The following is a 19,255-nucleotide window of genomic DNA, read 5'->3' on the forward strand; positions in this document are numbered from 1 at the left end:
GTGCCAGTTCACCCCTGCCGACGATCCTCCCGGTCGATCGCGTTATCCGAACTGCCCCGGCTGGTAGTCGCCTGCGGGCATCTGAACGATCACGTTGAGGCGGTTGACGGTGTTCATGAAGGCGATCAGGCACACCAGCGCGGCGAGCTGATCCTCGTCGTAGTGCTTGACCGCATTCGCCCACACCTCGTCGCTGACCCCGCCCGCCGCGTCGGCGATCCGGGTGCCTTGCTCGGTCAGTTCCAGGGCCGCGCGTTCGGCTTCGGTGAAGACCGTTGCCTCCCGCCATGCCGCGACCAGGTGCAGGCGCTGCTGGGTCTCCCCGGCGGCAGCGGCGTCCTTGGTGTGCATGTCGGTGCAGAAGCCGCAGCCATTGATCTGGCTGGCGCGTAGTGCCACCAATTGCTGCGTTGTCTCGGGGAGCGCGGAGTCCGTGATCACCTTGCCCGCCGAGGTGACGTACTTGAGCATCTTGGTGGCGGTCCGGTTCTCGAACAGGTTCAAACGAGCATCCATGGTGCACTCCTATGTCGTTGGTGATTACCCCCTCAAGACACCGCGAATCCACGAAATGTGACATGCGGCGATAATCAACGGGTGCCGATGCCGACCGCCCTTGAGTCCGTCCTGCTGGTGGGTGTCGTCGTACTGTTCGCGGCGTTCGTCACGTTCCTGGTGCTGTTCATCGTGAGCCGGCGGCAGTTGACGAACGCCCGGCGTGAGATCGAACGTATGAAACTCGAGGACGATGACCGCAGGCGGAGGCGTCGGCGGGGTGTGGCGCCGCTGGCCATCAAGACGGTGTTCCAGACCGCGGACATGCTGATCAACAAAGGGCTGGGTGCCACGGTTCGCAACTCGATCGAGGATCTGGCCGGGTGGGCCCAGGTGGAGCGTCCGGATCTGGCTCGGCTGACCGCTGACGGCCGGGTCGTCATCGTGTTCTCCGACATCGAGGGCTCGACCGAGTGCAACGCCGCCATGGGCGACCGGGCGTGGGTGAAGCTGCTGGAGAAGCACAACAAGCTCGTGCAGGCGCGCGTCGACAAGCACGGCGGTCACGTGGTCAAGACCCAGGGTGACGGATTCATGATCGCGTTCGCCGACCCGGAGAACGCGGTGCGGTTCGCCACCGACGTGCAGGGTGCGCTGGCGGAGAATCCCCAGCGGTGGCAGGCGATCCGGGTGCGGATCGGAGTGCACATGGGAACCTCGGTGCGCCGTGGTGACGACCTGTTCGGACTCGATGTCGCGATGGCGGCCCGGGTCGCGGGCCAGGCCGATGGCGGCGAGATCCTGGTCAGCGAACCCGTCGGGGAGGCGGTCAAGCACCTCGACGACATCGTCCTGGGTGCGGCCCGTGAAGTCGAACTCAAGGGTCTTCCCGGGAGCCACCGGCTCTATCCGGTCCTCAGCGTCGAGCAGCGGGCGCTGGAGGCGGCGGCTGGACGTGACGCGTGACCCACTGCGCGGCCAGCTTGATCAGGCCTGATTTGGGATAGGTGATGTGCGCGTTCCAGTCCTGGCCCAGCGAACAGATGGGGTCGTTGGTGTTGCACAGGTCCGCGGTCCTGGCGCCGAAGTCCGGGCTCATCCTGGTCAGCGGCTGACCCAGGCGCGCCGACGGGTTACCGAAGACCACCACGGACGCGACGCGCGGGACGACCGCGGCAGGCAGGGGCGCGCTGTAGCCGAGGCCGCCGACGGGGGAGGTGGCCACGACGTCGACCACCGCCGCGCCCTGTGAATAACCGCCCATCACGATCTTGGTCTTGGGGCAGCGCGCCGCTGTGGCCTGGATGCGCTTGCTCATGTCGGTGGCGCCGGCCGCCGCTTTCATGAAGTCCCACGACGCGGGGTACTCCACCGCGTAGGTGTCGACAGTCGAGCCTTTGACCATGGGGCGCAGCGTGTCGACGAACGCCTTGCCGACATTGCCGATGCCTGCGGGCTCGTCGGTGCCGCGGGCGAACACGACCTCGATGTCGGGGCATTTCGGTGCGGCCGAGGTCAGGGGAGTTGCGACGACGGGGCACACCGCGGTGGCAGCGCCTACCGCTGCGATGCCGGCCCGGCTGCCCGCGCGCCGGGCCCACCTGCCGAAAGGCATGCCACTCCTCGACGTGGACCTGTCCGTACCGGGTGAAATGGTTATCCCCAGTTATCACTTCTACCACTGTTTTAACAGCTATGCCGAGACATGGAGGACGCGCGCAGTGGGTATCCGACAGCCGTGACCAGTCCAGTACTCGACGAACTGCTGCACATCGAACGGGCAGGGTGGGACTCGCTGTGCGAGTCGACCGGGGCCGATTTCTACGGCGAACTGATGTTGCCGGACGCCGTCATGGTTCTCGCCAACGGCATGGTGATGGACCGGAACACCGTCGTCAGCGCGCTGGGTGAGGCACCGCCGTGGCGGGCCTATGAGATCAGCGGGGTTCGGCTGATCGCCCTCGACGACGACAACGCGGCTCTGGTCTATACGGGTACGGCCTACCGCGACGGGGATGAACCCGCGTTCGTCGGCGCCATGTCCAGCGTCTACCACCGGGTCGACGGAGTGTGGAAGCTCACGCTGTATCAGCAGACCCGCAAGCCGGACCAGTAAGCGGGCCCGACCACCTCACCGGTCGCATCGATCCCGCCCCGCATATGGTCGAGCGGTGACGATCGCCTATGACGAAGCCCTGCGGGAACGCATCGGTGCGCATCTGGCGGGGCACGAACGCCGCGCCGTTACCGACCCGACGAAGCGGCACGCGGCCGTCGCGGTGGTCCTGGTCGACTCCGAACTCGGGGAGGACCGCGTGGATCCGGCCCCGGTCGACGAGTGGATCGGGGGCCGGCCCATGCCGGAGCCCGGTCTCGACGGACGCATGGTCGACGTGTCCGGAGGCGCTGCTTTTCTGTTGTGCCGCAGAACTTCTCGACTTTCGTCTCATGCCGCGCAGTGGGCGCTGCCCGGCGGCCGGCTGGATCCCGGTGAAACGGCGGTCGAGGCCGCGCTGCGGGAACTGGACGAGGAGGTCGGGGTCGCCCTGCCCGACTCGGCGGTGTTGGGCCTGCTCGACGACTATCCGACCCGCTCGGGGTACGTCATCACCCCGGTGGTGATCTGGGGCGGTGGGCGGCTGGACCTGCGCCCGTCTCCCGACGAGGTGGTGGCGGCGTACCGGGTGGGGCTGCATCAACTGCAGCGCGAGGATTCGCCGCGGTTCATCACGATTCCGGAGAGCTCGCGCCCGGTGGTGCAGATTCCGTTGGGCAACGACCTGATCCACGCGCCGACCGGGGCGGTGCTGCTGCAGCTGCGGTGGCTGGCCCTGGAGGGACGCACAGATCCGGTCGACGAACTCGAACAACCGGTCTTCGCCTGGAAGTAGCCTCAGGCCTCGTGTCCGGGCTTGAGGTCGGCCACGTCGGTGAGACTGACCCAGGGCCGCGGCTCGTCGGGCGCTCGGCCGTCAACCGGGTTCAGCAGGTAGCCGACGTGATCGCCGAGATCGAACCGGTCGAGGATGCTGCCCACGAACCAGGCCGGGGCGGCATCGAGAATCGGAACCCCGGCGGGTCCGCTCTGCCAGCTGCACCCGGCGAACTTGTCGACCTCGTCACCGGTCTGCCCGCCGAACCAGCGGGCCAGCTCGAGGTCGTCGCGGGCCAGCAGGTGTACGCCCAGATGGGTGGACGTTTCCGCGACGCCGAAGGTGTGGTTCTTCTTCGAGATCCCGACGAGGAACCGGGGCGGATCGATGCTGGCCTGCGTGGTGAACCCGACCAGGCAACCCGCGGTCCCGTTCTCGGCGCGTGCCGTCACGACGACCATCGGGTAGTCGATGAGCTCCACGAATCCGTCGAAACCGTCCCAGCTCTGCGCCATCCCACCATTCTCGGCCACGGCGGTGCCAATGTGGTGGCGCGCTAGGGATTGCGGGTCCGGCGCCCGCGCCGGACGGTGGCAGCCGGGGGTGCGCTCGGGCGTGGCGGTGTCGACTGTGGTTCCAGGCGCTGAAAGGACTGTTGAATACGGTCCCGATCGCCGCCGAGGCCGACGAGGAGGTTGGTGATGTGCGGGGCCAGCACCGTCGAGACGCCCGCGCCGTCGGTGCCGAAGACTCCGATGATCTCGGCCAGCACATAGCCGTGCATCACTGTCCAGATCTGAGCGGCGACGGCCACCGGATCGCCCTCGTTGATGGCGCCGATGTCCATGCAGCGCCGCACGAATGCGGGGATCTGGGCGTATACCGAATTGATCTCGGACAGCGCCGCCGGGTTGCCGGCGACCGTGACGTCGCGGCCGATCGGCAGCGTGATGGACGGCGAGGTGATGCCGAACATCAGCCGGTAACGCTGCGGATGGGTGAGCGCGTACTCGCGGTAGGCCAGTCCGGAGGCGAGGAGGTCGGCCACCGGGTCGTCGGTGTCCGGACGTCGGCGCAGGTGTTCGCCGAACCGGACGAATGACTCCCGTACGAGCGCCTCGTAGAGGCCGGGCATGCCGTCGAAGTGCGTGTAGACCGCCATGGTGGAGGCCCCGATCCGGTTGGCCAGCATGCGCGCACTGAGTGCCTCGGGCCCGCTCTCCTCGAGGATCTGCAGGCTCTCCTCGATCAGGCTTTCGCGAATTCCCATGGTGGCCATCGTTCTAGACATGCTGCCATAACAATGTTATACCTGCCGATAACATTGTTATGGGACGGGTGGGGAGCGATGTCGGAGAGTTTTGCCCGAAGGGTGAGCAGGTACGCGGTCCTGGTCATGGCGGCGTGGGTGCTGCTGGCCGGCGTCGGCAATATCGCCGTACCCCAGCTCGAACATGTCGTGAAGGAACAATCCCGGGCGTTCTTCCCCACCGACTCCGGTGCCACTCAGGCAGCACAACGGATGGGGACCCTGTTCGGCGATTCCGACAGCAACAACATCGCCTATGTCGTCCTCGAAGCCGACCGCACGCTGGGCGAATCCGACCGCGACTACTACCGCGTGCTGGCGGACCGGTTGCGCACCGGCACCCCGGGCGTCGAATCGGTCATGGACCTGTGGGACGACCCCGCTGCGGCAGCCGTATTCGAAAGCCAGGACCACAAGGCGGCCTATCTGATGGCCCGGCTTTCCGGTCAGTTGGGCAGCAGTCCCGCCACCGACGCCGTGGCCGCACTGCACACGGCAGTCGACTCGGTCAGCCCGCCGCAAGGTCTGCGGACCCATGTCACCGGACCAGGGCCCAGCCTGGTCGATGAATTCGCCGCTCTGGATGCACAATTGGCGCGAATCACGGTGCTGACGGTCGGGATGATCGCCGCACTGCTGCTCTTCGTCTACCGGTCGCCGATCGCCGCGGCGGTACCCCTGGCTTCGGTGGGGCTGGCGCTGGCGGTCGCGCGTCCCGTGGTCGCGCTGCTCGGCGAGCACGGGGTGATCGAGGTGTCGGTGTTCTCGGTCGCGTTGATGTCGGCGATGGTGCTGGGCGCCGGGACGGACTACGGCATCTTCCTGCTCGGCCGTTACCACGAGAACCGGCGGGCGGGCCTGGCGCCGCCGGATGCACTGGCCGACGCCTACCGCCGGGTCGCACCGGTGATCGCCGGGTCGTCGGCGACCATCGCCGCCGCGCTGTTCTGCCTGACCTTTGCCAAGGTGAACTTTCTGCGCAGTGCCGGGATACCCAGTGGGATAGGTGTTCTCGCGGCGATGTTGGGCGCATTGACGCTGACCCCGGCGCTGATCGGCCTGTTCAGCAGGCGCGGCTGGGTCGAGCCGCGGGCGTCAAGGATCAGCCGCCGGTGGCGCAAGATCGGCACGGCCGTCGCCCGCTGGCCGGGGCCGATCCTGGTGGTCGCCGCCGGTGCGCTGATCCTCTGCACGGTGCCGCTGCTCGGCGCGGAGGTCAGCTTCGCGGAGTTGTCCGCGCAGCCGGGCAGCACCGACTCCAGCCGCGGATACCAGGCCGTCCACGGCCGCTTCCCGGACAACCGGCTGCTACCCGAGATCGTTTCGATCCAGGCCGACCGGGACCTGCGGACCCCGGCCGGGTTGATCACGGTCGAGCGCGTCACCAGGAAGGTCCTGGAGGTGCGCGGGGTCCGCACCGTGCAATCGGCCAGCCGGCCCGCCGGAACCCCGGTGCGCCAGGGCACGCTGACCTACCAGGCCGGACAGATCGGTGAACAACTCGACGGCACAGCACAATCCGCGCTCAGCGGGATGAGATCCGTGGACACCGTCGCGGCCACCATCGGACAACTCGACGCCGCCCTGGACGGCATGCAACGCGGGTTGACCGGTGCCGTCGACGGCCTGAACCGGGTCGGGGCCGGCTCGCAGGACATCGGCGCGGGCATGTCCGGGTTGCAGGGCAACCTGCAGGCGGTCTCCGGCTATGCCGATCCGCTGCGTCAGTTCGTCAGCAGCAACCCCGACTGTGCGGGCAACCCGATCTGTGCGGCAGTGCAGAAGATCGTCACGCCCCTCGATGACGCGGTCAGCGCGACGGGCACCCTCGCCGGTGGGGCGGGTGCGCTCGAAGAGGGCGCGGCCAGCGCCACCGATTCACTCGACGGCGCGGCCAAGGGCGTGGCGACCATGCGCACCACGCTGAGCCGGCTGCGCGGGCTGACCTCCACCTTGCGCTCCAGCCTGGGCGATCTCGGGCCGCAGATGCAACAGATGACCGGTTACCTGTCGCAGCTCAGCACGGACTTCGACGGCAGCTCCGAGGGCGGGTTCTACCTGCCGCCACGGACTTTCGACGATCCAGAGTACCGCCGGGTGATGAACATGATGTTCTCCCCGGACGGCCACGCCACCCGGCTGCTGGTCTACGGCGACGGGGAATCCTGGGGACGTGACGGCGCGGACCGCTCTGCCGAGATCCGCATCGCCGCCGCGGAGGCACTCAAGGACACCCCGCTGGCGGTCAGCGGCGTCGTCGACCTCACGGGGGTCGGAACCGCGACCGCTGAACTCATCGACTATGTGCAACACGACTTCGCCCTGCTCGTGATCGTCACGCTCATCTTGATTTTCGTGATCGTGGCCGCCATGCTGCGCAGTCCCGTCGCCGGGATCGTCGTGTTGGCCACCGTCACGATCTCCTACGCGTCGGCGCTCGGGGTCAGCGCCGCGATCTGGCAGCACCTGGTCGGGCAACCGCTGCACTGGGCGGTGCCCGCACTGGCGTTCATCGCCCTGGTCGCCGTCGGCGCGGATTACAACCTGCTGCTGGCGATGCGGTTGCGTGACGAGGCCCGGGCCGGCGTGCGGACCGCGACCATCCGGGCATTCGCCGGCACCGGCAGCGTCGTCACCATCGCGGGGGTCGTGTTCGGACTGACCATGTTCGCGATGCTCGGTGCCAGTGTGGTGACGATCGCCCAGGTGGGGTCCACGATCGGCATCGGATTGCTGATCGACACCATGGTGGTGCGGACCTTCGTGGTGCCGCCCATCGCGGTGCTGCTCGGCCGCTGGTTCTGGTGGCCGCGTCGGGTGCCCGCGACTGCGGGTCCGTCCGGCGGGGCGTGAGATCGGCGAAGTCTGGGTACATCGACTGGGTCTGGGGAAGGGGGACGACCGACCGGAGAGGATCCATGACGGCACCGCGATTGCAGGCTGACCAGCGTGACACGGCCGAGGCCCAGCGCATCGCGGGTGCGGTGACCGCGGCGTTCTCCACCCGGGTGGTCGGGCAGGACCATCTGCGCGAATCGATGTTGGTCGCGCTCCTGGCCGGCGGGCACCTGCTCCTGGAGAGCGTTCCCGGGCTGGCGAAGACCACGGCGGCACGGGTGGTGGCCGAATCCGTCGACGGCAGCTTCCGGCGTATCCAGTGCACTCCCGACCTGCTGCCCAGCGACATCATCGGCACCCAGATCTACGAGGCCGCGCGCAATTCGTTCGCCACCCAGCTCGGCCCGGTGCACGCCAACATCGTGCTGCTCGACGAGATCAACCGCTCCAGCGCCAAGACCCAGAGCGCGATGCTGGAGGCGATGGAGGAACGTCAGACCACGATCGCCGGCGTCGAATATCCCATTCCCGAGCCGTTTCTCGTGATCGCCACCCAGAACCCCGTCGACCAGGAAGGCACCTATCCACTGTCGGAGGCCCAGACCGACCGGTTCATGCTCAAGGAGATCGTGGGCTATCCCTCGATCGACGATGAGGTCGAGATCGCCGCCCGGATGGACGCCGGGCTCTACGACCGCGGGCACCGTGCCGCACCCGTCGTCACCATCGACGACGTGCGCCGCGCCCAGGGCATCGTCCGGTCTGTGTATCTGGACCGTGCGCTGGTCGAGTACGCCGGCCGGCTCGTCGCGGTCACCCGCGAACCCGGGCACCACCTGCCGGCCAACCTGGCCAGGGTGATCGAGTACGGTGCCAGCCCGCGCGCGACCCTGGCGTTCTGCCGGACCGCGCGCGCCCTGGCGGTGTTGCGCGGGCGCGACCACGTGGTGCCCGACGACATCGCCAGGCTGGCCCATCGCGTACTGCGACACCGGCTGATCCTCGGCTTCGAAGCCGCCACCGCGCGCATCACCCCCGACGTCGTCATCGACGCCGTGCTGCGCGCGGTGCAGGTCCCGTGAGGTCACGATGGGCAGATCTGGACTCCGCCAAGGCGTACGCCGGCCGCGACGTCGGCGGGCTACTCGAAGGCGGCCGCTATGCCCTCGTGCACACCCGCAGCCTGGAATTCGACGAGTTGCGCCCCTACGTCCCCGGCGACGACGTCCGCGACATCGACTGGAAGGCCACCGCACGGTCCGGGCACACCCTGATCAAGCGGTTCGTCTCCGAGAAGCACCACAAGGTCCTGGTGGTCGCCGACGCCGGCCGCAACAGCTGCGCACTGGCGCCGTCGGGCGAATTGAAAAGAACTGTGGCCCTGCACATCATCGGTGCGATCGGGCTGATGACGCTGCCCAGGTCCGACGAGATCGCCATGGTGCTCGGCGATCACCGCGGCAATGTGGACATCCGGTTGCGCCGCGGCGAGACGCACATCGAAAGCATGCTGCACCGGTTCCACCACCACGCCACCGACCACCCCGGTCCGAGCGACATCCGGGTTCAGCTCGAGTGGGTCGCCCGGCACTATCGGCACCGGCTGCTGGTCTTCGTGGTTTCCGACGAGCCCGAGGTCGATGACCGGTTGGCCGAGGTGCTCGGGTCGTTGACCGCCCGCCATGACGTGCTGTGGGCGATGCTCAGCGACATGCCCGCGGTGAGCGCCCACCGGGACACCGGGCGCAGCTACGAGGTGGCAGACGGGCGGTCCATCCTCTCCGGGTTGGACCGCGACGTCATCGAGGCCTACCGGCGGGCTGAAGTGCAACGGCGCGAACGGCTTTCCGAATTCCTGACCCTGCAGGGGATACCGCACGCCCGGGTCACCGGGAGCGTGCGGATCAGGGCGGCCTTGACCGCGATGACCGGGGTATACGCCCGTGCCGGATGACCTGCTGCGCCACGTGATCGGCCCCACGCCCTACTCGCCGATCTGGCTGTGGATCGCGATCGGCCTGATCGTCCTGGTGTGTGCCTGGTACACGGGTGTGTTCCTGCTGACCTCGCGGCGACGTCCGGTGCGAGAGCTGCCGGTCCTGGGCGCCGCACGAGCCGAACTGCTGCGGCGACGGTCGGCCCGGGCCGTCCGTGCCATCGGAAACCGCTATCGGGCCGGCGATCTCACCGCAGCGGGCGCCGGCGCCGCCCTCAGTGCCGAGCTGCGCGGATTCCTGCACTCCGCGACCGGGGTGCAGGCCCAGTACATGCAGGTCGATGCGATCGGTGACAGTGCTGCGGCGCCGGCCGCCCCGATCCTGGCCGAGCTCACCGACATTCAGTTCAACCACCGTTCGACGCTCGACGCAGGCACGGCCAGCGTCGCCACCGAGGAGTTGATCCGCGGATGGACCTGATCTGGTGGGTGGTGGTGATCGGCGGTTGCCTCGCACTGGCCGCGTGCGTGGGTCTGGCCCTGCTCCTGAAGCAGTCGGTCGACTCGGACGAACTCACGCCGCTGGCCAACACCGGCAGGCTCACCCGGTTGCCCGAGTATGTCCGGGCCGCGCGCCGGCGGATCGTCTCGGCCGTGCTCGCCATGGTCATGTTGACGGTCGCCTTCGCGGCGTCTGTCCTGATCGCCGCCCGCCCCACCGGTCTGCCGTCGTGGGACCGCAGCACCCGGGTCGCGGCCGCCGAGGACATCATGGTGTGCGTCGGAGGCCCGCTCACCGACCCGGCGGTCGGCACCACGCTACGGTACTTCGGCGATCGGGTCGGCTCCTTCGGCACCGAACGGGTCGGGCTGACCTCGGCGAATCGGCGCCTGGTCCCACTTACCCGCGACTACCAGTACGCCGCAGCGCAATTCGCCGCATTCGGTCAGCGCGAAGGTGCCCGGCCGTTCGTGGCGCCGGTGTCCTACGTCGATTACGCTGCCGGCGTGGAGGACGTACTCGCCATGTGTCTGACCGGATTCCCGTCCTTTTCGGAACCGTCGGCACAGCGACGGTCGATGATCTACGTCGGCCCCGAATCTCTGCCTCGCCCCGGCGAAGCGACGCCGCTGTTCAGTGCGGACCGGTTGCGCGACCTGGCGGTGACGGCCGGTGTTCAGGTCAACGCCATCACGCCCGGCCCTGGCGACGGACCCGCGGCGGACCTGGCCCGCAGCACCGGTGGGCAGTGGTTTGCAGATTCGGCCGACGTCGCGGCGCATCTAGGCGAGATCCGGGACCATCCGCCGCAGGCCGGGTCGACCGGTGAGGCGGCGGATGTCCGATCCGCCGAGACCCCGGGGATTCCCGTGTTGCTCGCCTTGCTGGCGATGGCGGTGCTGTGGTGGTGGCCGGTGGTGATGCGGCGATGAGGCTCGAACCGATTTTGCCGCCGCTGCTGGTCGCGGTGCTCGCGGTGGTGCTCGTCGTGGCGCGTGCGATCACGTTCGGGCGGGTCCGGGCCCAGGCCGGCGGCTGGGCCGCGGTCTGGCGGTGGTCGTCGCTCACCACCGCGGGGTTACTGCTGCTGGTGGCCGCCCTCGGCCCGGTCGTCGGCAGAACCGATGACCGTGTGCCCAGGCCGGCCGGTGACCGCGAACCCAATATCTTTGTGCTGCTGGACCGTTCACCCGATATGTCGGGCCAGCGGATGGCGGCGGCCCGCGACGACATCGCGGACCTGATCGAACGCCATCCGCAGGCGCGTTTCGCGATGATCTCGTTCGTGGACCGCCCGTCGGTGGACTGGCCGCTGTCCGCCGATACCTGGAGCCTGCGCCCGGTGGCGGCTGCGACCAATGCGCAACCGGCGGCTGCCGATGCCCCGGATGCCAACGCCGGAGCAGCCGCCAACATCCTGCGTTACCAGCTGATCAGCGCCGTGCAGCAATTCCCGAGGGCCCGCAACCTCGTGTTCTATCTCGGCGCGGGCGCCCCGGAATCGCAAGCGCCACAACGTGAATTCCAGCTGCCCGAGAACGCCGTGGACGGTGGCGCGGTACTTGGGTACGACGCCGCCGGGGCGCAGTCACTGCGCGGAGTCGCCGAACAGATCGGGGTGCCGTTCGTACCGCGCACCGATGCGACGCCGTTGGACGATGCACTGCCGGCCGACGAAACCGGAAGCCAGGTGCCCGCGGCCCCAGCGCTGGCGACCGCCGTCGAGCTGTACTGGGTCCTCGCCGGGGTGGCGGCGCTGCTGGTCCTGGTCGAGCTCTATCTGGTGCTTCGCGAATTCCGCCGCACCCAGCCGATCGACGTGGAGCTGCGGTCATGAGCACGCTCCGTCGTCGGCTTCTGGTGTACTCGGCTCCGGTGGTGCTGGTGTTCGTCATCGCGATCGTCAAGCTGTTGTCGGTCGTGGTGATCGGCAACTCGGCGGCCGCCAGTTTCACCGACCGGGACACCGAGGCACTGGCGGGCGAGGTCACGCGGCTTCAGGTGCTCGACGTCGTCGAACCCGGCAAGGCGAGCTTCGCGGCAGGTGCGCTGGCGGTTCTGCAGGACCGGCTGGCCGAGGCCGATCGATACTTTGCCCAGGCGGTGGAGCAACTCGATGCAGATGAATCATGCTCGGCCAGAGTGAATCTGGAGTTGGTTCGCGAGACACTCGGGGATCGTGCGGCGGCGGCGTCCGACGGCCGGATGGCACAGAGCCATTACCTGGCCGCCCGAGATGTGGTGGACCGGGCGCCCGGCGGGTGCTTCGTCGGCAATGCCGATCCCGACCCGGACCGGCGCACCGTGCGCAACGATGCGCCGGCGCGGTTGACCAGCAAGATCGATGCGGGCGGCGGGCTCGTGCCGCCGAACCCGCCGCCGCCCCCGGCAGCGCAGGCTCCGCCGCCGGGGCCGGCCGGCGCCACGCCCACACCGCCACGAAACCGGCTCGACCCCAAGGCCGGCGATCCGCTGGACCGCCTGCAACAGATCCTGCGGGATGCGGCCAGGGGCTAGATTCGGGGAGTCGGTTCGACGAGCGGTTCGTCGGGCCGGGTCCGAGCGAAGGAACGGAATGGCTGTGGCAGACGGGTTGTCTGCGCGTGAGGCGAAGCGCCTGCAGACGCGTGAGCGGTTGATGGGTGCGGCGATCTCGGAGTTCAAGCGCGCAGGGATGGCCGAGGCGGACGTGGGCGCGATCGTGACGGCGGCCGGCGTCGCACACGGCACGTTCTTCTTCCATTTCCCCACCAAGGAACACGTGCTCCTGGAACTGGAGCAGCGCGAAGAGGAGCGGATCGCCAAGCAGTACACCCAGTTCCTCAAGAAGCCGCACAGCCTGGAGGACGGGCTGCGCGAGGCCATGCGGCTGGTGGTCGGCCTGGAGCGCAGGCTCGGCGGGGTTCTGTTCAAAGACTTTCTGGCCCTGCATTTCTCACAGACCCGGCCACCCGCCCCGGACAGCCAGGAGCACCCGGTGATCTCCGGGGTGGCCCGCGAGATCGAGTTGGCTCAGCAGGAGGGCGAGATCGCCGCCGACGTCAACCCGTGGAACAGCGCGGTGTTCTTCCTGCTCGGGTTCTATGCGCTGCTGATCACCACCAACGATTGGCCCACCCGCGACGCCCTGTTGGACGACTACGTCGTGAGAACCATGCGAAGCCTGTCCCCCTAGACCGGTCGGGGTTGTGGGTCGAATGTATTGCGGGGACCTAACGATTCGGTGGTCTCTCGGGGTTGACGCTCGTGTAAGCAGCAAAGCCGTGGTTCAGTGGTACCGATGTCTGGTGTCTGGCCCCCGCGTCGCTGTCTCACCGCTGCGGTGACGGCGGGTATCGCCTTGCTCGCGGTGGGAATTCCGTCGGCCTCGGCCGCCCCGGCCAGTGATTCCCGGGGGTATGTCGATTCCACGGCGCGGTGCGCCAGTGCGGAGGCGACCGTGCTGTTCGGCAGCACCGATGCCTCGCGCGTGGCGATCTGTTCGGCCTCGGGCGGCAAGTACGAGTACCGCGGTGTGCGGCTGCGCGACGGTGCCAAGTTGGTCGTGCCGGCCACGCGCAACGACGACGGTGCGTTCCGCGTCGAGAACGCCGGGATCGAATACCTGGTGACCTCGAAGTCGCTCGTGCTGAGCGTGGGGGAGAAGGTGATCCGCGAGGAGGCGATGATCGACTTCCACCGCCCCGGAGCACCGGCGGCCCAGGACACCCCGAAATCTCCCGGCGCGGCCCCGGCCCCCGCAACCGCGGCGCCCACCCCCACGACCCCACTGCCGCCGCCGTTGGCCGCCGAAGTCGGCGGTAGCAGCACCCGTCGCTGACTCTCCAGCCCGCTGACCTGCGTCGTCGCTTGTTGCGTTGAGCGCAGACGATGAAAATGATAATCATTAACGGTATGCGTGAGAGCTCGTCGCCCCTGCCGGCATCGGATCTGGACCGGCTCAGACCCGGAACGATCTGTCTGACGGTTCCCGTCGTCGACGACGTCGTCCAGGTGGGTATCGGCGGCGACTATCCCAAAGCCGTCGTCGCCGTCTCGGTCTCGGCCACCTCGGTGCGGGTGCGCCGGCTCGACGGCCGGCCACTGCAGGTGCACATCGTCGAGGACTGGCGCGGTGCGGCCGACCCGGGCGTGGCGACTCCGGTATTCGGCGAGCCGATCGAGGCTTTGGTGCTCGAACGTCGCGGCGGGCGCTGGGTTACGGGTCCGGGGCTGTGTCGTCGGGTGGTCGATCTGGACAAGTTTGTCGGCACGCTCGCACGATTCGCCCTGGCCAAGCAGGAACGGGCTGTCGATCAGGCAGTGGGCGCGGCGTAGGCCTGCAGATACTGGGTCAGCGCCCGTTCACCCTCGGTGAGGATCGCGCGGTCCGGTCCCGGGCCGGCGTGGAAGGCCATCTCCAGCAGGCGATCACCCATCTCCACCGCGACCATCGTCACCAACGGGTCGGTGTCCTGGCGCAGCAGACCCCAATGCAGCAGTCCGGCGTGCAGGGCGTGGGCGAATTCCGCCCGGCGCGCACGCGGGTCGGCGAGCAGTCCGCTGGCCAGGCTGGTGTAGTGCAGGTTGACCAGGTGCGGATGGTTGCGCAGGTGCTCATAGTGGAATTCGAAGATGCCGTGGGCGACCTCGGCCAGGCTGGTCGGGGCCAGCGCGGCGAGTACGGCCGCGCCCTCGGCATCGCGCCGGTCGAGGTGGTCGGCAACGATCTCCTGCAGGATCGCGTCGCGGTTGGGGAAGAACTGATAGACCGTCGCGACGGGGACTTCGGCCCGCTGGGCGATGGCGCGGGTGGTGACAGCATCTACGCCCTGGGTTTCGAGGAGCTCGAGTGCTGCGGCCCGGATACGTTCGACGCGTCGTCTGCTGCGCTCCTGCACAGGTTGTCGTCGCCGTAGTGGCTTGTGGGTGACCACCTACAAATCGTCGCACATGGCTAACATGAACCCGATTCATGTTAACCATTGTCCGAGTGTCCCAGGAGTGGCCCGATGACCGCACCGATCTGGCTCGCCGCGCCGCCCGAGGTGCACTCCGCGCTGCTGTCCAGTGGTCCTGGACCGGCATCGCTGCTGGTCGCCGCGGGTGCCTGGCATGACCTGGCCACCGAGTACGCATCGGCGGCGGCCGAGCTGACTGCAGTGGTCGGTGTCGTGCAAGCCGGTTCGTGGGAGGGGCCCAGCGCCGAGCGCTATGCCGCGGCACACGCTCCCTACCTCGCGTGGCTGAACTCACAGAGCGCGCGCAGCGGCTTGGCCGCCACCCAACACGAAACGGCGGCGGCCGCCTACTCCACAGCATTGGCCGCGATGCCGACCTTGGGGGAGTTGGCCGCGAACCACGTCGCCCACGGCGTGCTGTCGGCGACCAACTTCTTCGGCATCAACACCATCCCGATCGCCCTCAACGAAGCGGACTACGTCCGGATGTGGCTCCAGGCCGCGATCACCATGTCGAGCTACCAGGCTGTGTCGGGGGCAGCCCTGGCAGCGGTGCCGCAGACTGTGCCGGCACCCATGGTGGTCGCCCCCGGAGTCGGCGAGACCGGTTCGGCGGCGGTGTCCGTGGCGCAGACCGATACCCAGGCCCGGGCCGGCGAATCCGGCTCCTCGCTGGACATCGCCGACACCATCTGGCAGTTCCTGGTGGACTATCTCGCCACTGCCCCCGGCGGCCAGGAAACCATTGAGTTCCTCAAGAACCCCGAAGCCATGATCCAGGCCTTTCTCACGGGCTTGGCGACCAATCCGGTGCAGGCGCTGATCACCTGGGGGCCTACCTTCTTCCTGGTCAGCTACAACCTGGTGTGGGGTTGGCCATTGTGGTGGACGATCTACGGGCTGCTGCTCGCGTCACCGCTGCTGATGGCGGCGTCCCTTGGGCTGATCGGTTTGGTCGGCCTGGTGCCACTCGCCGGGGACGCCCCGCCGGCCGGCGCCGGTGCCGGCGCACCGGTGCAGTCACCGGTTCGCGCCGAACACAACAACATTCAGCCGATCGCGGCATTGCCGGCCGGAGGGTCGGGCGCCGGGGCTGCCCCGGGTACGTCGGCTCCGGCAACACCCGGAAGTGGCGTGCCGACGCCGGCTGTTCCGTCGGCCGCGATGGCGCCCTACGCGGTCTACGGCGGTGACCCGGACGAGGGGGTGGGCCCCACGTTGACCGAGGGCACGGGAGCGAAGGCCCCGGCCGCCGGCGTCGCCGCTGCGACGTCGGCTGCGGCCCTGGCCGCCACGCGGGCCCGGCGCAAGGCGCGCCGCCGTCGCGCTGCGGATCTCAAGGAGCGGGGATACCGCGACGAGTTCATGACCCTGGACGACGGGACCGACAACGGTCCCGCGCCCGCTGCGGACTCCCGGCAGCAGGACAGAATCTCTGACCGCGGTACCGGAAACATCGGTGCGGCAGGGAGTTTCGCCGGCACCAGGTCCGATTCCCGGCACGCCCGTGCAGAGGGGATGGTGGCGTTGGACAGCGACAATGCCTTCAGCGGTGGGCCGGTCCACCCGTTGCTCCCCGGGACCTGGGGGGACAAGGGGGCCGACCGCGGTGATCGCGGTACGGATCGACAAGATCGAAGCCCAGGTCACTAAACGAACACCGCGGTTCTCGGCTTCAGCCACGGAACGAAAAGGCTGGTTGGTCGGGCGCTTCGCCAAATCTGACGAAAAGCGTTGCTGCCGAAAGGGGTACCGTCCGATCCGGGCGTCCGTGGCCCAATGCGTGGCGGGACAGTCGAGCCCGGATGGCGATAATCTCGACGGGGTTGAGCACACAGCCGGTCATTGGTCGAGGGGTACTTCGTCCCTGTAGCTATGCGATGGGTGGTAACCACCATGACTGCGGCTCACAGCTCCGGTCCGTTGCGCCCGGTTCCGGCGTCCTGCGTCGGCATCGTCGACTGCGGCGGTGCGCGCGTCTCGGCCCATGTCCGCGGCCCGGCCACCGTCCTGGTGGTCGAAGGGGACATCGACATGTGCAACTCCGACCAGGTGGGCGCGGCGATCCGGCGCCTGGGCCCGCCGGCAACGTCGCTCGTCGTCGATCTGCGGGCGATCGACTTCATCGGGGTGAGCGGGTTCCGCGAGCTACTGGCGTTCTCCGACGAGTGCGATCGCGCACATGTGGCGTGGCACCTGGTGGCGGGCGAGGCCTTGCGCCCGTTGTTGCGGGTGTTCGCCGACCACGGGCTGCCGCTGGTCGATTCGACAGGCCAGGTCAGCAGCTCGGCCTGAACCAGCCTGAGGCCGGTGTTCGCCGATGGCGTGTACACCGTAAGCGGTGCAGGTAGGCTCGTTGTTTCGGGGTGGAGCCCATGCCCCGTCAGGCCACCTGAAGCGAAACCTGATGCCCGCTTACGAAAACTTGGACTTCACCAGTGCCGACCTCGGCGTCACCGAGGACTTCCTTGCGCGCGCCTACGCCAAGATGTCCATCGGCCGGGGCCGCGGCGAGCGGGCTTCGACACGAATCGTCCGCAAGTGGGTGGGGCCGATCAGTTTCGATGAACTCGAGCTCGATTACCACTTGTCCTATGACGCCGATCCGCTGAACAAGATCTGCCTGTGCCGGGTGCATTCGGGGCGTATCGAGGAGAATTTCATCGGCCAGCCCCAGGACGTGTTCGGTCCCGGAGACGTCACCCTGTACTCGCCGCCCGAATTGCCGTATTCGGGCCGCGTCTGCCAGGCCGCCTACGACCTCACCATGTTCGATGCGGAGATGTTGAACCGCGTCGCGACGTCGGCGCCCGGAGAGTCGGGTGCGGCGGTGCGGTTGGCGGGCCACCGCCCGATATCGGCGAAGGCCGGCTATCAACTCAAGGTCGCGATCGAGTACGTGCGTTCGGTGGCGCGCGGCCAGACCGGGCCGGTACCGCCGTTGGTGGTCTCGACCAGCATGTCGATGCTCGCGGCGGCAGTGGTCACCACGATGCCGACCACCGCCGGGCTCGAACCGACCCCGATCGATCGACGTGACGCCAAACCGGCGCTTCTGCGCCGGGCCATCGAGTACATCGAGTCCAACGCCGACCGCGACATAGCGCTTGCCGACGTCGCCGAGGCGGTCTACGTCACGCCCCGCGCGCTGCAGTACATGTTCCGGCGGCATCTCGACGTCTCCCCGATGGGCTATCTCCGCCGGGTGCGACTGGATCACGCCCATCGCGAGCTGCTCACGGCCGACCCGGCCACCGTCACCGTGCAAGGTGTGGCGTCCCGCTGGGGATTCGCCCACACCGGGCGTTTCGCCGCCGCCTACCGGAGTGCCTACGGACAGAATCCGTCGGACACCTTGAAGTGAGTTGTGCCGCTGCGGGACCGAAAGCCGGCGCGGGTACGGTCGAAGGCGCTTGTTCGCAACGAGTCTGAGAAGGAAACCGTGTCGATACTGTCCACGCCGAAGTTGGCCGATGCCCTGGCCCGTTTCTTCTCCTTCGGGGTGAACCCGGCGCCCAGGCGGGACGTCCGATTCCCCGAAATACCCGGCCGCACAACACTTGTACAGATTCCAACCCGTCACGGTGTGGTCGCCGCGACGGTGTACCACCCGCCGTCGGGTGAACAGAAGCCCGCGGTGTACGTGAACGTGCACGGTGGGGGCTTCGTCGTCGGGCACCGCGACCAGGACGACCCGTGGTGCCGTTTCCTGGCCGAGTACGCGAATGTCGTTGTGCTCAACGTCGATTACCTGCTGGCCCCGGGCCACCGGTTCCCCACGCCGGTCGAGCAGATCTATGACGTACTCAGCTGGGCCGCGGCATCCGAGCGGGACTGGGACGGCACCCGGCTGTGCGTCGGAGGCCAGAGCGCCGGTGGCAGCCTGTCGGCGGGCGCCGCCCGGTTGTCCCTCGAGAACGGCGGGCCGCAGATCCGGCTCCAGATGCTGCACTACCCACCGCTGGATCTGGTGACCGCCACCAAGGACAAGCATTCCCCGGTCGGCGCCAAGGCGGTGTTGAAGCCGTGGATGGGTGAGGTGTTCGACACCGCGTATGTCCCCGACCGTGCGCAGCGCACCGACCGTCTGGTCTCCCCGGTCTGGGGCACCAACGCCGACGGACTCCACGGGATCGCCCCAGCGCTGATCGTCACGGCCGAATACGACCGGCTGCGCGACGAGGCGTGGCAGTACGCGCAGAAGCTCGACGCGGTGGGTGCCCTAGCCGAATATCACGAAGTACCCGACGTCGATCACGGCTACAACATCATGAGCAACGCGGCCGAGGTCACCCGGCGCGTCTACGAACGGATCGCCGGGCACGTCCGCCGTGCCACCGCACCGTGACGCGGATCTCGTTG

At 68.3% G+C, this 19,255-nt stretch carries 22 protein-coding genes; 17 read left to right on the plus strand and 5 right to left on the minus strand.

The window, feature by feature from the left end; all coding sequences use genetic code 11:
• Positions 1-42: 42 nt before the first annotated feature.
• Positions 43-516, minus strand: a complete 474-nt coding sequence (locus tag ACNQR1_RS02805; RefSeq protein WP_328819906.1) for a carboxymuconolactone decarboxylase family protein — start codon at positions 514-516, stop codon at positions 43-45.
• An 87-nt stretch (positions 517-603) separates the two neighbouring features.
• On the opposite strand from ACNQR1_RS02805, the gene ACNQR1_RS02810 reads away from it, so the two are divergent.
• Complete coding sequence (locus ACNQR1_RS02810; protein WP_418050254.1) at positions 604-1,461, plus strand: adenylate/guanylate cyclase domain-containing protein; 858 nt, start codon at positions 604-606, stop codon at positions 1,459-1,461.
• Here the strand turns inward: ACNQR1_RS02810 and ACNQR1_RS02815 are convergent.
• A complete protein-coding gene (locus ACNQR1_RS02815) occupies positions 1,412-2,110 on the minus strand; it encodes a cutinase family protein (protein WP_418043849.1) in 699 nt (232 codons plus the stop codon). The genes ACNQR1_RS02810 and ACNQR1_RS02815 overlap by 50 nt on opposite strands.
• A gap of 90 nt (positions 2,111-2,200) precedes the next feature.
• Here ACNQR1_RS02815 and ACNQR1_RS02820 point away from each other — a divergent pair, with 90 nt between their 5' ends.
• The gene (locus ACNQR1_RS02820) at positions 2,201-2,611 is read left to right on the plus strand and encodes a nuclear transport factor 2 family protein (protein ID WP_418043850.1); all 411 of its coding nucleotides are present in this window, start codon (positions 2,201-2,203) and stop codon (positions 2,609-2,611) included.
• A gap of 55 nt (positions 2,612-2,666) precedes the next feature.
• Positions 2,667-3,386: an NUDIX hydrolase gene (locus ACNQR1_RS02825; protein WP_418043851.1), complete on the plus strand. Its 720-nt coding sequence runs from the start codon at positions 2,667-2,669 to the stop codon at positions 3,384-3,386.
• A gap of 2 nt (positions 3,387-3,388) precedes the next feature.
• Here the strand turns inward: ACNQR1_RS02825 and ACNQR1_RS02830 are convergent, their stop codons facing one another.
• Both ACNQR1_RS02830 and ACNQR1_RS02835 read right to left on the minus strand, forming a co-directional pair.
• Positions 3,389-3,883: a flavin reductase family protein gene (locus tag ACNQR1_RS02830; RefSeq protein WP_418043852.1), complete on the minus strand. Its 495-nt coding sequence runs from the start codon at positions 3,881-3,883 to the stop codon at positions 3,389-3,391.
• A 41-nt stretch (positions 3,884-3,924) separates the two neighbouring features.
• On the minus strand, positions 3,925-4,659 hold the full coding sequence (locus tag ACNQR1_RS02835; RefSeq protein ID WP_418043853.1) for a TetR/AcrR family transcriptional regulator: 735 nt from the start codon (positions 4,657-4,659) through the stop codon (positions 3,925-3,927).
• Between the two features lie 57 nt (positions 4,660-4,716).
• Between ACNQR1_RS02835 and ACNQR1_RS02840 the strand changes: the two genes are divergently transcribed.
• The 10 genes from ACNQR1_RS02840 (at position 4,717) to ACNQR1_RS02885 (ending at position 14,270) form a co-directional block, all read left to right on the plus strand.
• Positions 4,717-7,530: an RND family transporter gene (locus ACNQR1_RS02840; RefSeq protein WP_418043854.1), complete on the plus strand. Its 2,814-nt coding sequence runs from the start codon at positions 4,717-4,719 to the stop codon at positions 7,528-7,530.
• Positions 7,531-7,595: 65 nt separating this feature from the next.
• Positions 7,596-8,597, plus strand: coding sequence for an AAA family ATPase (locus ACNQR1_RS02845; protein WP_418043855.1), 1,002 nt, complete (start codon positions 7,596-7,598; stop codon positions 8,595-8,597).
• Entirely contained in the window at positions 8,594-9,469 is an 876-nt protein-coding gene (locus ACNQR1_RS02850) for a DUF58 domain-containing protein (protein ID WP_418043856.1), read from the plus strand. Before ACNQR1_RS02845 ends, ACNQR1_RS02850 begins: the two co-directional genes overlap by 4 nt.
• A complete protein-coding gene (locus tag ACNQR1_RS02855; RefSeq protein ID WP_418043857.1) occupies positions 9,459-9,932 on the plus strand; it encodes a hypothetical protein in 474 nt (157 codons plus the stop codon). Before ACNQR1_RS02850 ends, ACNQR1_RS02855 begins: the two co-directional genes overlap by 11 nt.
• Entirely contained in the window at positions 9,923-10,885 is a 963-nt protein-coding gene (locus ACNQR1_RS02860; protein ID WP_418043858.1) for a hypothetical protein, read from the plus strand. The genes ACNQR1_RS02855 and ACNQR1_RS02860 overlap by 10 nt, the downstream gene beginning before the upstream one ends.
• Entirely contained in the window at positions 10,882-11,790 is a 909-nt protein-coding gene (locus ACNQR1_RS02865; protein ID WP_418043859.1) for a hypothetical protein, read from the plus strand. Before ACNQR1_RS02860 ends, ACNQR1_RS02865 begins: the two co-directional genes overlap by 4 nt.
• Positions 11,787-12,470: a hypothetical protein gene (locus ACNQR1_RS02870; protein WP_418043860.1), complete on the plus strand. Its 684-nt coding sequence runs from the start codon at positions 11,787-11,789 to the stop codon at positions 12,468-12,470. The genes ACNQR1_RS02865 and ACNQR1_RS02870 overlap by 4 nt, the downstream gene beginning before the upstream one ends.
• Before the next feature lie 58 nt (positions 12,471-12,528).
• Positions 12,529-13,128: a TetR/AcrR family transcriptional regulator gene (locus ACNQR1_RS02875; protein ID WP_418043861.1), complete on the plus strand. Its 600-nt coding sequence runs from the start codon at positions 12,529-12,531 to the stop codon at positions 13,126-13,128.
• A gap of 105 nt (positions 13,129-13,233) precedes the next feature.
• The gene (locus tag ACNQR1_RS02880) at positions 13,234-13,773 is read left to right on the plus strand and encodes a hypothetical protein (RefSeq protein ID WP_418043862.1); all 540 of its coding nucleotides are present in this window, start codon (positions 13,234-13,236) and stop codon (positions 13,771-13,773) included.
• A gap of 74 nt (positions 13,774-13,847) precedes the next feature.
• Entirely contained in the window at positions 13,848-14,270 is a 423-nt protein-coding gene (locus tag ACNQR1_RS02885; RefSeq protein WP_418043863.1) for a hypothetical protein, read from the plus strand.
• Here ACNQR1_RS02885 and ACNQR1_RS02890 read toward each other — a convergent pair.
• On the minus strand, positions 14,249-14,869 hold the full coding sequence (locus ACNQR1_RS02890) for a TetR/AcrR family transcriptional regulator (protein ID WP_418043864.1): 621 nt from the start codon (positions 14,867-14,869) through the stop codon (positions 14,249-14,251). The two genes, ACNQR1_RS02885 and ACNQR1_RS02890, sit on opposite strands and share 22 nt — an antisense overlap.
• Before the next feature lie 75 nt (positions 14,870-14,944).
• Here ACNQR1_RS02890 and ACNQR1_RS02895 point away from each other — a divergent pair, with 75 nt between their 5' ends.
• The 4 genes from ACNQR1_RS02895 to ACNQR1_RS02910 all read left to right on the plus strand — a co-directional run bounded on the left by ACNQR1_RS02895 (position 14,945) and on the right by ACNQR1_RS02910 (position 19,241).
• On the plus strand, positions 14,945-16,546 hold the full coding sequence (locus ACNQR1_RS02895; RefSeq protein WP_418043865.1) for a PPE family protein: 1,602 nt from the start codon (positions 14,945-14,947) through the stop codon (positions 16,544-16,546).
• Positions 16,547-16,789: 243 nt separating this feature from the next.
• Complete coding sequence (locus ACNQR1_RS02900; RefSeq protein ID WP_418043866.1) at positions 16,790-17,188, plus strand: STAS domain-containing protein; 399 nt, start codon at positions 16,790-16,792, stop codon at positions 17,186-17,188.
• A 112-nt stretch (positions 17,189-17,300) separates the two neighbouring features.
• Positions 17,301-18,257, plus strand: a complete 957-nt coding sequence (locus ACNQR1_RS02905; RefSeq protein WP_418043867.1) for a helix-turn-helix transcriptional regulator — start codon at positions 17,301-17,303, stop codon at positions 18,255-18,257.
• A gap of 78 nt (positions 18,258-18,335) precedes the next feature.
• Positions 18,336-19,241 carry an alpha/beta hydrolase gene (locus ACNQR1_RS02910; RefSeq protein WP_418043868.1) on the plus strand — a complete coding sequence of 302 codons (906 nt, stop codon included), beginning with the start codon at positions 18,336-18,338 and terminating at the stop codon, positions 19,239-19,241.
• Positions 19,242-19,255 lie beyond the last annotated feature (14 nt).

It is taken from the genome of Mycobacterium sp. 48b, assembly GCF_048282725.1.
Lineage (GTDB): Bacteria > Actinomycetota > Actinomycetes > Mycobacteriales > Mycobacteriaceae > Mycobacterium.

Coding starts and splice junctions, on each gene's coding strand:
- ACNQR1_RS02840 (WP_418043854.1), top strand. CDS start 4,717: ATGTCGGAGAGTTTTGCCCGAAGGGTGAGCAGGTACGCGGTCCTGGTC.
- ACNQR1_RS02865 (WP_418043859.1), top strand. CDS start 10,882: ATGAGGCTCGAACCGATTTTGCCGCCGCTGCTGGTCGCGGTGCTCGCG.
- ACNQR1_RS02815 (WP_418043849.1), bottom strand. CDS start 2,110: ATGCCTTTCGGCAGGTGGGCCCGGCGCGCGGGCAGCCGGGCCGGCATC.
- ACNQR1_RS02845 (WP_418043855.1), top strand. CDS start 7,596: ATGACGGCACCGCGATTGCAGGCTGACCAGCGTGACACGGCCGAGGCC.
- ACNQR1_RS02895 (WP_418043865.1), top strand. CDS start 14,945: ATGACCGCACCGATCTGGCTCGCCGCGCCGCCCGAGGTGCACTCCGCG.
- ACNQR1_RS02835 (WP_418043853.1), bottom strand. CDS start 4,659: ATGTCTAGAACGATGGCCACCATGGGAATTCGCGAAAGCCTGATCGAG.
- ACNQR1_RS02820 (WP_418043850.1), top strand. CDS start 2,201: ATGGAGGACGCGCGCAGTGGGTATCCGACAGCCGTGACCAGTCCAGTA.
- ACNQR1_RS02875 (WP_418043861.1), top strand. CDS start 12,529: ATGGCTGTGGCAGACGGGTTGTCTGCGCGTGAGGCGAAGCGCCTGCAG.
- ACNQR1_RS02830 (WP_418043852.1), bottom strand. CDS start 3,883: ATGGCGCAGAGCTGGGACGGTTTCGACGGATTCGTGGAGCTCATCGAC.
- ACNQR1_RS02860 (WP_418043858.1), top strand. CDS start 9,923: ATGGACCTGATCTGGTGGGTGGTGGTGATCGGCGGTTGCCTCGCACTG.
- ACNQR1_RS02880 (WP_418043862.1), top strand. CDS start 13,234: ATGTCTGGTGTCTGGCCCCCGCGTCGCTGTCTCACCGCTGCGGTGACG.
- ACNQR1_RS02905 (WP_418043867.1), top strand. CDS start 17,301: ATGCCCGCTTACGAAAACTTGGACTTCACCAGTGCCGACCTCGGCGTC.
- ACNQR1_RS02870 (WP_418043860.1), top strand. CDS start 11,787: ATGAGCACGCTCCGTCGTCGGCTTCTGGTGTACTCGGCTCCGGTGGTG.
- ACNQR1_RS02805 (WP_328819906.1), bottom strand. CDS start 516: ATGGATGCTCGTTTGAACCTGTTCGAGAACCGGACCGCCACCAAGATG.
- ACNQR1_RS02810 (WP_418050254.1), top strand. CDS start 604: ATGCCGACCGCCCTTGAGTCCGTCCTGCTGGTGGGTGTCGTCGTACTG.
- ACNQR1_RS02885 (WP_418043863.1), top strand. CDS start 13,848: ATGCGTGAGAGCTCGTCGCCCCTGCCGGCATCGGATCTGGACCGGCTC.
- ACNQR1_RS02900 (WP_418043866.1), top strand. CDS start 16,790: ATGACTGCGGCTCACAGCTCCGGTCCGTTGCGCCCGGTTCCGGCGTCC.